This window comes from Hymenobacter sp. (assembly GCF_035709525.1).
Classification (GTDB): Bacteria; Bacteroidota; Bacteroidia; order Cytophagales; family Hymenobacteraceae; genus Hymenobacter.
On sequence record NZ_DASTEP010000061.1, the window covers coordinates 1 to 12,743 of the forward strand.

Consider the following 12,743-nt stretch of genomic DNA (forward strand, 5'->3'; position numbering starts at 1 on the left):
GGCCCCCTCTCCAAAAAAGAGGGGGAGCCGACCGCCTTCTCAGTCATAAGTGAACGTCCGCCAGCGGTCGGCTCCCCCTCTTTTTTGGAGAGGGGGCCGGGGGGTGAGGTTCCACGGGCGGCGAGCGCCCACCTTTAATGTATTCTAACACCGTTCTCAGACGGTTTTAATGTCGGCGGGGGTGCTTTGCACTATGAACCGCCCCCTCCCCCTTGCCGCTACCCGCTACCGCGCGCTGGCCGCGCTGCTGGCCGTGGCGCTGCTGCTGTCGGGGGCGCTCAATTGCTTTTTGCTGAGCCGCCCCGCCGGGCTGGCCGCCTACCCGGCCTTTCTCGATGACGACGACGACGACGATGACAACCTGATTGCCACGCGCGCCGAGCTCACCCTCACCCAAACCATGCTGGCCCGCTGCCAGGCCGAAAGCCTGCGCCGCGACTCGACGCGCGTGGCGGCCCACACGCCGGAGCGCTAACGCGCACCGGGCATTTGCGTACTACCCTACATTCACAAATTACACACGTTCCCAAGTGTCTCTTTTTCAACCTAAATCAGCAGGTCGCAACTCTATTTTGGCTGGCCTGGCCGCGGGCCTGCTGCTGCTGAGCGGCTGCGGCAAAGGCGAGGCCGAAACCGCCAAAAAAGAGGACGCCCCGCCGCAGGTGCCGGTGGTAGCCCTGCGCACCACCGACCAGCGCCTCTTCCACGAGCACGTGGCCGATATTCAGGCCGAGCGCAATGTGGAGATGCGGGCTAAGGTGCGCGGCTTTCTGGAGCACATTTATGTGGATGAGGGCAAGTTTGTGAAGAAAGGCCAGCCGCTGTTTCGCATTCAGCCCAGCGAATACCAAAACCAGCTGGCCCGCGCCAAGGCCGCTGAAACCGCCGCCGAAGCCGAAGTAGCTTCGGCCAAAGTGCAGCTAGAGCGCGTGCAGCTGCTGGTGAATAAAAACATCATCGCCAAAACCGAAACCGACCTGGCGCAGGCCAACCTACGCACCGCGCAGTCGCACGTGGCTGAGGCCCAGGCCCGCCAAAGCACGGCCCGCCTCAACCTCGACTACACGCTGGTGCGCGCCCCGTTTGATGGCGTTATCAACCGCATTCCGCTCAAGGTGGGTAGCCTCATCGAGGAAACCACGCTACTTACTACGGTGTCCGATTTGAGCCAGGTATTTGCCTATTTCGAAGTACCTGAGAATGAATACCTGGAGTTCATTCGCCTGCGCGAGGAGCACCCCGAGCAAAGCCGCTCCGACACCATCGCGCTAATGCTGGCCGATGGCAGCCGCTACCCCTACCCCGGCTACATCGAAACCTCGGAAGGCGAGATTGACGAAAACACCGGCTCCATCGCCTTCCGCGCCCGCTTCGACAATCCGCAGCACTTGCTCAAGCACGGCGCTACTGGCCGCGTGCGCCTCACCAACGTGGTGAGTGATGCCCTGCTGGTGCCGCAAAAGGCGGTGTTTGAGATTCAGGATAAAAGCTACGTCTATATCCTTGACAGCAACAACGTTGCTCACACCCGCGCCTTCGTGCCCGGCAATCGCACCGGCAAAGACTACGTGGTGAAAAGCGGCCTCAAGCGCGGTGAGCGCGTGGTGTACGAGGGCACGCAGCAGGTGAAGGACGGCCAGAAAATAGTGCCGCGCAAGGCTGAAATAGCCGACGAAACCACGGACGCCCCGAGCGTGGCGAAGGTGCGGTAGGCTTTCGCCCTAACGTGAGCGCCTCACGAGACCCCTATGGGGCCGGCCCCCTCTCCGAAAAGGAGAGGGGGAGCCAAACGATTACCAAGCTATAAATTAATAAGTAGAATTTCAACGTCCCACCTACGCCTCGGCTCCCCCTCACCTTTTCGGAGAGGGGGCCGGGGGGTGAGGCGCCACGTTAGGGAGCACTCATCCTATGTTTGATATCTTCATTCGCCGCCCGGTTCTCTCGCTGGTTATCTCCTTGCTGATAACCTTGCTGGGCGGGCTGGCGCTGTTTCAGCTGCCCATCACGCAGTTTCCCGACATCGTGCCGCCCTCCGTGACCGTGACGGCGCGCTACACGGGGGCCAACGCCGAGGTGTGCGCCAAGGCCGTGGCCACGCCGCTGGAGCGCGCCATCAACGGCGTGCCGGGCATGACCTACATGACGTCGGTGAACAGCAACGACGGCGTCACGCTCATCGAGGTGTTCTTCAACGTAGGCACCGACCCCGACCTGGCCGCCGTGAACGTGCAGGGCCGCGTGCAAACCGTGCTCGACGAGCTGCCCGAGGAGGTAATTAAGGCCGGCGTGACCACCGAAAAGGAAGTAAACTCGATGCTGCTCTACCTCAACGTGACGAGCACCGACAAAGCGGCAGGCGAGAAGTTTATTTACAACTTCGCCGATATCAACATCTTGCAGGAGCTCAAGCGCATCGACGGCGTGGGTTTGGCCGAGATAATGGGCGCCCGCGAATACTCGATGCGTGTGTGGCTGAAGCCCGACCGCATGGCCGCCTACAACATCGGCACCGAAGACATCGTGGCCGCCATCCGGGCCGAAAACGTGGAGGCCGCGCCCGGCAAATCGGGCGAAAGCTCGGGCCGCCAGGCCCACGACCTGCAATACGTGCTGCGCTACACGGGCAAAATGTTCAAGCCCGACCAGTACCGCAACATCGTGCTGCGCGCCAACCCCGACGGCTCGGTACTGAAGCTCAAGCAGGTAGCCGACGTAGAGTTTGGCTCGCTGACCTACAGCATGGCCTCGAAGGAAGACGGGCGGCCCTCGGCGGCCATCATGCTCAAGCAGCGCCCCGGCTCCAACGCCCGCGAAGTAATCGAGGGCGTGAAAACGCGCATGGCCGAGCTGAAAGCCACGAGCTTCCCGCCCGGCATGACCTACAGCGTGGCCTACGACGTGTCGCGCTTCCTCGACGCCAGCGTGCACGAGGTGCTCAAAACGCTGGTCGAGGCGTTCATCCTGGTGTTCATCGTGGTGTTCGTGTTCTTGCAGGATTTCCGCTCCACGCTCATCCCGGCGCTGGCAGTGCCGGTGGCGCTCATCGGCACGCTGTTTATCATGAGCGTGCTGGGATTCAGCATCAACCTGCTCACGCTGTTTGCGCTGGTGCTGGCCATCGGCATCGTGGTCGATGATGCCATTGTGGTGGTCGAGGCCGTGCACGCCAAGATGCACAACGAACACCTCGCGCCCCGCGAGGCCACCTTCGCGGCCATGCACGAAATCAGTGGGGCCATTGTAGCTATTACGCTGGTAATGACGGCCGTATTCGTGCCTACTTCGTTTTTGAGCGGGCCGGTAGGCGTGTTCTACCGGCAGTTTTCGCTCACGCTGGCGTCGGCCATTTTGATTTCGGCCGTGAACGCCCTGACGCTCACGCCGGCCTTGTGCTCGATACTACTCAAGGAGGTGGACCACGACAAAAAGCCGGGCTTAATGGGCCGGTTTTTCAACTGGTTTAATGCGCGCTACGACAACCTGGCCGACGGCTACAAAAAGGTGCTGAGCACGGTGGCGCACCGCCGCGTGGTCACGCTAGTGGCGCTGGTCGTGTTCATCGGGCTGGCTTACGGCACGAGCCGCTCGCTACCCTCGGGCTTCATCCCGACCGAAGACCAGGGCATGATTTACGTGAACGTGACCACGCCCGCCGGGGCCACCGTGGAGCGCACCGAAAAAGTGCTGGACGAAATTCAGCAAATCGCGGCCAAGCTCAAGCCCGTGGAATCGGTATCGACGCTGGCCGGCTACAGCCTGCTCAACGACGTGGCGGGCGCGACCTACGGCATGGGCATGATAAACCTGGCCGCCTGGGACAACCGCAAGCAGTCGGTAGATGAGCTGATTGCGGAGCTGCGCGACAAAACCAAGGGTATCGCCGACGCGCAGATTGAGTTTTTCCCGCCGCCCTCGGTGCCGGGCTTCGGCAACGCCAGCGGCGTAGAATTGCGCGTGCTCGACAAGTCGGGCACCGGCAACTTGCAGCGCACCGCCGACGTGACCAAGGACTTCCTACTGGCCCTCGATAAGACGCCCGCCGTGGGCTCGGCCTTCACCAACTACGACGCCAGCTTTCCGCAATACCTCATCCACGTCGACCAGGAGCAGGCCGCCAAAAAAGGCGTGACCGTAGACGCGGCCATGAGCACGCTGCAAACACTGATTGGCAGCTACTACGCCTCCAACTTCATCCGCTTTGGGCAGCTCTATAAGGTAATGGTGCAGGCCTCGCCCGAGTACCGCGCCAACCCCGACGACCTGCTCAAGCTGTACGTGAAGAATAACCGCGGCGAGTTGGTACCCTACTCCACCTTCGTGCGCCTGGAGCGCGTGTACGGCCCCGACCAGCTTACGCGCTACAACATGTACACCTCGGCCATGGTGAGCACCGACGCCGCGCCCGGCCACAGCACCGGCGACGTTATTACGACCATCGAGGAAACCGCCAAGAAGGTGCTACCCAAGGGCTTCAGCTTCGAGTGGAGCGGCATGACCCGTGAGCAAGTGCTGTCAGGCGACCAGGCGCTGTACATTTTCGCGCTGGTTATCGTATTCGTGTACCTCATCCTGGCGGCGCAGTACGAGAGCTTTTTGCTGCCGCTGCCGGTGCTGCTGAGCTTGCCCACGGGCATCTTCGGGGCCTTCCTGTTCCTGAAAATAATGGGCCTCGAAAACAACATCTACGCCCAGGTGGCGCTGGTAATGCTCATCGGCCTGCTGGGCAAAAACGCCATCCTCGTCATCGAAGTAGCCGAGCAGCGCCGCCGCGCCGGGGCTTCGGTGTTCGACGCCGTTATCGAGGGCACGCTCTCGCGCCTGCGGCCGATTCTGATGACTTCCTTCGCCTTCATCATGGGCCTCATGCCGCTGGTAATCGCCCACGGCGCGGGTGCCCTCGGCAACCGCAGCATCGGCACGGCGGCGGCGGGCGGTATGCTGGTGGGCACGGCCTTCGGGCTGCTGCTGGTACCGGGGCTCTACGTCATTTTCGCGGGCATGATGAAGGTGGAAAAACCCGCCGAGCCGGCTACTGATGAGGTAGAAGAGGAAGAGCCGGAAGCGGTTCATGCATAGGCTCGCCTTGCGTGAACCTCACCCCCTAGCCCCCTCTCCAAAAAAGAGGGGGGACTAGCTCTAGTTCTAGACCTAAAATTTTAGGACTACGACTAAAAACTAGTTCCCCCTCTTTTTTGGAGAGGGGGCTAGGGGGTGAGGTTCACGCAAGGCGAGCATGACGATTACTGAATTTGAATTTTGATTTCTGATGTCTTTATCTAGGTTTTTCTTTTCTGTTTTCAGTGATGCAAGCCACATTAGGCTCCCCTCTCCCGGAGGGGAGGGGCCGGGGGTGGGGTACTACGCCCGCCGAGCCCTGGCAGTACTAGCCGGCGTATTCCTACTAGGGGCCTGCCAGCTCTCCGCCCCCCGCTCCTACCCCGCCGCCACGCCGCTGCCGACCTCCTACGGCTACCCCGCACCCAATGACAGCACAAGCATCGGCGACCTGCCGTGGAATGAGTTTTTCGCCGACAAAACCCTCATCGGACTCATCGACACGGCGTTGCAGCAAAACCTGGATTTGCGCCAGGCCAGCCAGCGCGTAGAGCAGGCCCGCGCGGCCGTGCTGGAGCGGCGCGGCGCGCTACTGCCCAGCGTGAATGCTACCGGCACGGCGGGCTTCGACCGCTACGGGCGCTACACCCTCACGGGCGTGGGCAACTACGACACCAACCTGTCGCAGAATATCGACGCCAGTCAGGTAGTACCGACCGGCTTCACGCCCGACTACTTTCTTGGCTTGCGCAGCACCTGGGAGGTAGACCTCTGGGGCCGCTTGCGCAGCCTGCGCAATGCGGCGCAGAATCGTCTGCTGGCCTCGGAGCAAGGGCGTCAGTTGGTGATTACGAGCATCATCGCCGACGTAGCCAACAACTACTACGAGCTATTGACCCTTGACAACCAACTCGCTACCTTGCAGCGAAACCTGGTGTTACAAGAGCGCGCCCTTGAGATTACCAAGGTTCAAAAGCTGGCCGGCCGCGCTACCGAGCTGGCCGTGCAGCAGTTTCAGGCGCAGGTGCTGCGCACCCGCAGCCTGGCCTACGAAACCAAGCAGCGCATCGTAGAAAACGAAACCCAGCTCAACCAACTTATGGGCCGCTACCCGCGCCGCATTGCCCGGCCCGCCGAGCTGGCCGAGGTGCAGGTGCCGCAGCGCCTGCTGGCCGGCGTGCCCGCCCGCCTGGTGCTGCGCCGCCCCGACGTGCGCCAGGCCGAGCTTAACCTATCTGCCAACGGGGCCGACCTCTACGCGGCGCGGGCGGCGTTTTTGCCGGCGCTCACGCTCACGCCCTATGTTGGCGTGAATGCGTTTCGGTCGTCGCTGCTGTTTCAGCCCAGTTCGGTGGTGGCGGGTATTTTGGGTGGCCTGAGCGCGCCCATCCTCAACCGCCGGGTGCTGCGCGCCGAGCGCAACCGCGCCACCGCCGCCAGCCTCGAAAGCTACTACGCCTACCAGCAAACCCTGCAAACCAGCGTGCGCGAAGTCACCAACACCCTGCGCGGCGTGGCCAACTACGACAGCGCCCTCGTGCTGCGCCGCCGCGAAGTAGCAGTGCTGCGCAGCGCCGTCGAAACCGCCTCGCTGCTACAATACACCGGCTATTCTACTTACCTGGAAATCATCACCGCCCAGCGCAGCGTGCTCGACGCCGAGTTGAGCTTGGCCGAGCTGCGCCGCACGCAGCTGCTGCAAGCCGTGGCGCTGTACCGCGCCCTCGGCGGCGGCTGGAACGTGCGGGTGCCGGAGTAACTCCAAGCTCCAGCTTGGAGAGGCGTCTGGGCGCGCTCGCCCCGTACCCCCTTCCACTGCGCCAAGCCGGAGCTTGGCGTTACAAAAAAGCGCCCCGACCTAACCGGCCGGGGCGCTTTTGCTGTTAGTTCAAATACAGCCGGTGGGTAATCTCAAACCGGTGCGGGGCGAAGGCATTGTAGTACGGCGCATCGCCCAGGAAGGTGAGCACGTGTATCAGCGGAATGCCTTCGAGGCGGCTTTCGACCACGCGCACGGGGTACACGCGGCCTTCTACCGGCCAGTCGCCGTGGTGGTTAGCGGGGCGGGCCGAGTTGTCGAGGCACACGGCGTAGTCGATAAAAGGCGCGGCCGCGGTGGCCTCGGCCAGGGTATAGCATCCAACTTCCATAGTACAAACATAACCCCGACAAGGGGCGTGTGGGTTCAACTTCCCGCTACTGGCAACCGAGCGGCTAGGCTAATATACTGCGCGGGCGCAACTACGGTTCAATGGTTGCGCGGACTTTATAGTCCGCGTGCGTCTGGCTGCCCGCTCACGCACGCGGACTTACAAAGTCCGCGCAACTGCTCACTCGTTAATAAAGCGCAGCGTGCGCGCCTCCCCATCGCCCCACTGCACCCGGCACAAGTAGAGGCCCGGCCGCAACAGCCCCAGCTCGAGCACGGCCGTAGCCGCGGCGGCCGTGAGCTGCTGCTCGGCCACGCGCGCGCCGCGCGCGTCGTACACCCGCACCGTCAGCGGCTGGTTGCGCAGGTCGGTGGGGATATTCAGGCGCAAGTCCTGGCCATCGGCGAGCGGGTTGGGGTAGAGGTTGAGTTCGGTGAGCGGCACGAAGGGCTGGGCCAGCGCCTGGGCTTTAGGAAAGCTGGCAATGCCCCAGCCCAGACTGTTATCGGGCGCGCTGGCCTGGGTAGCCGACTGCTTTAGATAGCTGATAACCTGCTGGGCCGTAAGCCCCGGATTGGCCTGCCAAAACCCCGCCGCCAGGCCCGCCAGAATGGGGCAGGCGAAGGAAGTCCCGTTGCCCCGCGTGGGCACGCCAGTAGTCGAAACGATGGCCGCGCTTCCGCCCTGCGCTGCCAGGTCGGGCTTGATGCGCCCATCGGCCGTGGGGCCGTAGGAGCTGAAGCTGGCCCGCGTGAGGGCCGCCGACACGGCCCCTACCGTGATGATGCTGTCGGCATCGGCAGGCGCGCCGATGTAGCGCCACGCGGCGTTGCCGTCGTTGCCGGCCGCGTTCACCACCAGCATCCCCACGCGCGCCGCCAGGGTAGCGGCTTTGGTAGCGATAGTGTTACGCCCGTTCATATCGGCGTAAGTGTGGCTCAAAGCGGTGTTATCGAAGGTAGTATAGCCCAGCGACGAGCTGATGACATCGACGCCGCACGAGTCGGCGTACTCGGCCGCCACCAGCCAGTTGGCTTCCTCGATGGGGTTTTCGGAGCCCGTATCTTCGGTGATGCATAGCCGGTAGGTAGCCTTGGGCGCGGTGCCGATGAAGGTGCCCGTCTGGTTGGCTGCCATCGTGGAAAGGCAGTTGGTACCGTGGCCGTCGCGCAAATACACGCTGGTGGTTTTGTCTACAAAATTGAACGTGCTCGCCACCCGGTTTTCAGCGAAAAGCGCGGCAAACGGCGCGGTCGCGTTCACGCCCGGAAAGCCGGCGTCGAACACGGCAATCTGCATGCCTTCGCCCCGAAAGCCGGCGTCGTGCATGGCCACCGCGCCCAGCATATCGGCCTGGCCAAAGGCAATGCCGTAGTCGGCGGGCGTGCCGCTGAGGCGGTTGAGGATGGTAGCGGCGGGCTCTTCGGGCTCCAGCTTCACGGGCGTGGGCTGGGTGGCGGGGCGGTTGAGCACGGCCGAGCTGCGCACGCACGGCAGCGCCAGCACGGTGGGCAGCACGCTGGCATCGCACACCACCACGGCCGCATTGAGCCAGCGCGAGGTGTACCACACCTGCACGCCCGGCACGGCCCGCACCTGCGCCACGTAGGCGGGGTTCACGGGCAGGTCGCGGGGCTGCACGGCAATGCCCTGCCGGGTGCGCCGCTGCACCGACCGCGCCGACAAAAACGCCTGCGGCTGGCTCACGGAGTAGGGCGAGGCCACCTTGTCGCGGAAATACACCAGGTACTTGCGCACGGCCAGCGGCGTCACGGGTGGGCGCTGGGTGGGGGCAGCCGCGGCCGCTACCGGGGCCAGCAGCGGCAGCCCGCAGGCCAGGATAAGGGTAGCTAAACGCATGGTAGAAAATAATTTGGCCACTAGATAGGTTATTCTTGCCTTACTACCAAAAGCAACGCTATCTGGTTCGCGGCCGGGCAAAGTTGGGGTAGCGCGGGCGCTGGCCGCCGTTTAGCGCGCAGCGCGTAACGGCTGGCCAACTAGTGGGGTGAGTCTCCAGACTCACGACGCTGAGGTAGAAAAGGTGCTCGCCGGGCGTTGCTTGCCGCTGCGCGGCAGTGAGTTTAGAAACTCGCCCCACTGGTCGGCCAGCCGTTACGCGCTGCGCGCTAAACGGCGGCCAGCGCCCAGCGTGCGACAACCTCACCACGCTGCCTACACCAATAGCCGCGCCTGGTAGGCAGTATTGATGAGCGCGGGCGCGTTTTTGAGTGTAGCCAGCGCTACCTCTTTAGCCGCCTGCTTCCACTCATCGGGGCTGATGTCCTGGGCTTCTTCGCGCACTAGGTCGGCCAGGGCCTGGAAGGCGTGCGCGAGCGCCTGCCGGCGCGGGCGCTCGGCGTGCAGCTCGGCATAGACCTCGGCCAGGTGCGCCTTCAGCTTCTTGCGCCGCGTGCGAAACACCGACTCCTGCGTGAGCTGCGGCTGCAAGGCATCGGCCAGCGCCAGCAGGGGTAGCAGCCGGGTAGCGGTGCTGGCGGCGGCCTCGTGCAGGCGCTCACGGCGGCGCGGGGCGGGCGTAGCTGGCTCTTCGTTAAGGGGTAAATCTGCTTGCATGCGGCGGGGCGTTTTTTTGCTCTCCGAGCAAGGTACGGGCCAAAGTATTATGGGACTTTGGGGAGTTGTAGAGACGCAATATTTTGCGTCTGGCGTCAGGATGCGCTACCAATCGCCAGACGCAAAATATTGCGTCTCTACAACTCCCCAACTTACTCCCACCACTGCTGCCGGGGCAGCAGGCGGCCGTCGAGCACCACGGGCTGGCCCAGCTCGGGCGTGGTGAGGGGCAGCTGGCGGCGGGCGGCCTCAACCCAAGCACGGCGCACGGGGTCGTTCCAGGCGTGGTTGGCTTCGGTGAAGGCGGCCCAGTGCACGGGCTGCATGGTGCGGGCGCGCAGGTCGAGGGCGGCCTGCACCGACTGCTCGGGGCGCATGTGGATTTCGGCCCACTGCGCATCGTACTGGCCGCACTCCATCAAAGCCAGGTCGAAGGGGCCGTACTGCGCGCCTATCTGGGCGAAGTGCGGGCCGTAGCCGCCGTCGCCACTGTAAAACAGGCGCTTGGTGGGCGTTTTCAAGACCCACGACGTCCAGAAAGTCGAGTTGCGATTCGTCAGCCCCCGGCCCGAAAAGTGGCGCGTGGGCGTGCTGATGAGGGTGAGGCCGGGCAGCTGTACCGAGTCGCCCCAGGTTACTTCGGTGACTTTATCGGCGGGCACGCCCCAGCGCCGCAGGTGCGCGCCCGCGCCCAGCGGCACGTAGAAATGCCGGGTCTTCTCCTTGATTTTGAGCACGGTCTGGTAGTCGAGGTGGTCGTAGTGGTCGTGCGAAATCAGCACCGCATCGATGGCCGGCAGTTGCTCGGCCGCGATGGGCACCCGCGGGTTGTAGCGCGTGGGGGCCACGCCCGCCAGCGGCCCCATCTTGATGCTGAGCATGGGGTCGAGCAGGATGTTCTGGCCCGCGATTTCGACCAGGCTGGCCGAGTGCCCAAACCACGTGACGCGCACCAAATCGGGCGTTTTCTGGGTGATGGTGAGCGAGTCGAGGTACTGCATGGGCAGCGGGCCGGGCGGCTTTTTATTGGGCGTTTTGTCGAACAGCAGGTGCCGCAGGGCGGCAAACTGACTGCCGCCCGTCATCACGCTGGTCGGAATGGGGTTATAGAATTCGCCATCCTTGTAATGGCCCGAGGTGGAGTAGTCTTGCCGGGGCGTGCCGCCCAGCTGCGGGCTGAGCTGGGCAAAGGCCACGCCCGCCACCAGCAGCACGGCGACTAGGACGAGTAGCAGCTTGCCGGTGGTTTTGAAGAAATTACGCATAGAGCAAGGTAAGCGCACCTTTAGAATTTAAGTGCGAGCCGAAGTAGAGACGCATACTTGCGTCTCGTCGTTGTTCGGCTCGCCGCCCGCAAGACGCAAGTATGCGTCTCTACGCCCGCCAGCGAAGCCAACGCTCGCCGTACCTTTTGCGCACTTTCCCACCCTCGTTTCCAGTTTCATGCAGCAAGACTCAGAAGACGTTAGCGCCTCGCGCCGCCAGTTTCTCAAAACCAGCGCTGCCGCCACGGCCGGCGTGCTCATCGTGCCGCGCTACGTGCTCGGCGGCCGGGGCTACACCGCCCCCAGCGACCAGCTCGTGATTGCGGCCGTGGGCGTGGGCGGCAAGGGCGAAAGCGACATCGCTTCCTTTGCCAAAACCGGCAAGGCCCGCATCGCCTACCTCTGCGATGTGGACGACCAGCGCGCCGCCAAGTCGCGCCAGGCGTTTCCCAAAGCCAGCTACCACAAGGACTGGCGCAAGCTCTTCGACAAAGAACACAAGCATTTCGACGCCGTGTCCATCGCCACGCCCGACCACAACCACGCCGCGCCCACGCTGGCCGCCATGCAGCTCGGCAAGCACGTGTACGTGCAAAAGCCGCTGACCCACGACATCTACGAGGCGCGGGTGCTCACCGAAGCCGCCCGGCGCTACAAAGTAGTAACCCAAATGGGCAACCAGGGTGCTTCCAACGACGGCGTGCGGCAGCTGCGCGAGTGGTACGACGCCGGCCTGCTCGGCAACGTGCACACTGTGTACTGCTGGACCGACCGCCCCGTGTGGCCCCAGGGCATCGCCTGGCCCGCCGCCAAAGCCACCCCGCCCCCTACCCTCGACTGGGACTTGTGGCTGGGCTCGGCGCCCTACCGCGACTACACCGAGAAGCTGGTGCCCTTCAACTGGCGCGGCTGGTGGGACTACGGCACCGGCGCGCTCGGCGACATGGGCTGCCACCTGCTCGAAGCGCCGTTTCGGGTACTCAACCTACAGTACCCTAGTGCCGTGCAGGCCAGCGTGGGCAGCGTATACGTCGATGAGTTTAAGCGCGGCTACTTCCCCGACAGCTGCCCGCCCAGCAGCCACGTGGTGTTGCGCTTTCCCCAAACCGACAAGACCACCCAAGACATCACGGTGCATTGGATGGACGGCGGCATTCAACCCGAGCGCCCCCGCGAGCTGGGGCCCACCGAGCTGTTTGGCGACGGCGGCAACGGCACGCTCTTCATCGGCGACAAGGGCAAAATGATGGCCAGCACCTACGGCGCTAATGCGCGCCTGCTGCCCACCAGCCGCACCGAGCAAGCCGGCATCGCACCCACGCTGCCCCGCGTGCCGGGCCAGGCCGATGGCCACTACGGGCAGTGGGTCGAGGCCTGCCTGGCCGGCCCCGGCAAGATGGAGGTCAGCTCGCCCTTCGCACTCGCCGGCCCGCTCACCGAGGCGCTGCTGGTGGCCAACCTGGCCATCCGGGGCTACGACGTGCAGCACCCCAAAGCCACCGGCCAGGGCGTAGACTATCCCGCCCGTAACCTGGAGCTGCTCTGGGACCCCAAGCAGCTTAAAGTAACTAACCTCGACGAGGTCAACCGCTTCGTGAAGCGGGAATACCGGGCGGGCTGGAAGCTGGGGTAAGTATGTTAGTTATAACGTTGTCATGCAGAGCGCAGCGAAGCCTCTCGCGTGGCGCAGTAA

9 protein-coding genes are annotated in these 12,743 nt (G+C 63.8%); 5 read left to right on the plus strand and 4 right to left on the minus strand.

Features of this window, described 5'->3' with window-relative positions; all coding sequences use genetic code 11:
• Positions 1-193: 193 nt before the first annotated feature.
• From VFO93_RS05635 to VFO93_RS05650, 4 genes are all read left to right on the plus strand, one after another.
• On the plus strand, positions 194-475 hold the full coding sequence (locus VFO93_RS05635; RefSeq protein ID WP_325133360.1) for a hypothetical protein: 282 nt from the start codon (positions 194-196) through the stop codon (positions 473-475).
• Between the two features lie 97 nt (positions 476-572).
• Entirely contained in the window at positions 573-1,712 is a 1,140-nt protein-coding gene (locus tag VFO93_RS05640; protein WP_325133361.1) for an efflux RND transporter periplasmic adaptor subunit, read from the plus strand.
• 199 nt (positions 1,713-1,911) lie between these two features.
• A complete protein-coding gene (locus VFO93_RS05645; protein ID WP_325133362.1) occupies positions 1,912-5,079 on the plus strand; it encodes an efflux RND transporter permease subunit in 3,168 nt (1,055 codons plus the stop codon).
• A gap of 274 nt (positions 5,080-5,353) precedes the next feature.
• A complete protein-coding gene (locus tag VFO93_RS05650; protein WP_325133363.1) occupies positions 5,354-6,817 on the plus strand; it encodes an efflux transporter outer membrane subunit in 1,464 nt (487 codons plus the stop codon).
• A 124-nt stretch (positions 6,818-6,941) separates the two neighbouring features.
• Here VFO93_RS05650 and VFO93_RS05655 read toward each other — a convergent pair whose 3' ends face one another.
• The 4 genes from VFO93_RS05655 to VFO93_RS05670 form a co-directional block, all read right to left on the minus strand.
• On the minus strand, positions 6,942-7,208 hold the full coding sequence (locus tag VFO93_RS05655; protein ID WP_325133364.1) for a hypothetical protein: 267 nt from the start codon (positions 7,206-7,208) through the stop codon (positions 6,942-6,944).
• A gap of 180 nt (positions 7,209-7,388) precedes the next feature.
• Positions 7,389-9,068, minus strand: a complete 1,680-nt coding sequence (locus VFO93_RS05660) for a S8 family serine peptidase (RefSeq protein ID WP_325133365.1) — start codon at positions 9,066-9,068, stop codon at positions 7,389-7,391.
• Between the two features lie 315 nt (positions 9,069-9,383).
• A complete protein-coding gene (locus VFO93_RS05665; RefSeq protein WP_325133366.1) occupies positions 9,384-9,785 on the minus strand; it encodes a hypothetical protein in 402 nt (133 codons plus the stop codon).
• Between the two features lie 152 nt (positions 9,786-9,937).
• The gene (locus VFO93_RS05670) at positions 9,938-11,050 is read right to left on the minus strand and encodes an MBL fold metallo-hydrolase (RefSeq protein ID WP_325133367.1); all 1,113 of its coding nucleotides are present in this window, start codon (positions 11,048-11,050) and stop codon (positions 9,938-9,940) included.
• A 178-nt stretch (positions 11,051-11,228) separates the two neighbouring features.
• On the opposite strand from VFO93_RS05670, the gene VFO93_RS05675 reads away from it, so the two are divergent.
• Positions 11,229-12,683, plus strand: coding sequence for a Gfo/Idh/MocA family oxidoreductase (locus tag VFO93_RS05675; protein WP_325133368.1), 1,455 nt, complete (start codon positions 11,229-11,231; stop codon positions 12,681-12,683).
• Positions 12,684-12,743: the final 60 nt, after the last annotated feature.

What these genes read in the sequence shown, in the direction of transcription:
- VFO93_RS05635 (WP_325133360.1), top strand. Translation starts at nt 194, where the DNA reads ATGAACCGCCCCCTCCCCCTTGCCGCTACCCGCTACCGCGCGCTGGCC.
- VFO93_RS05645 (WP_325133362.1), top strand. Translation starts at nt 1,912, where the DNA reads ATGTTTGATATCTTCATTCGCCGCCCGGTTCTCTCGCTGGTTATCTCC.
- VFO93_RS05655 (WP_325133364.1), bottom strand. Translation starts at nt 7,208, where the DNA reads ATGGAAGTTGGATGCTATACCCTGGCCGAGGCCACCGCGGCCGCGCCT.
- VFO93_RS05660 (WP_325133365.1), bottom strand. Translation starts at nt 9,068, where the DNA reads ATGCGTTTAGCTACCCTTATCCTGGCCTGCGGGCTGCCGCTGCTGGCC.
- VFO93_RS05665 (WP_325133366.1), bottom strand. Translation starts at nt 9,785, where the DNA reads ATGCAAGCAGATTTACCCCTTAACGAAGAGCCAGCTACGCCCGCCCCG.
- VFO93_RS05670 (WP_325133367.1), bottom strand. Translation starts at nt 11,050, where the DNA reads ATGCGTAATTTCTTCAAAACCACCGGCAAGCTGCTACTCGTCCTAGTC.
- VFO93_RS05675 (WP_325133368.1), top strand. Translation starts at nt 11,229, where the DNA reads ATGCAGCAAGACTCAGAAGACGTTAGCGCCTCGCGCCGCCAGTTTCTC.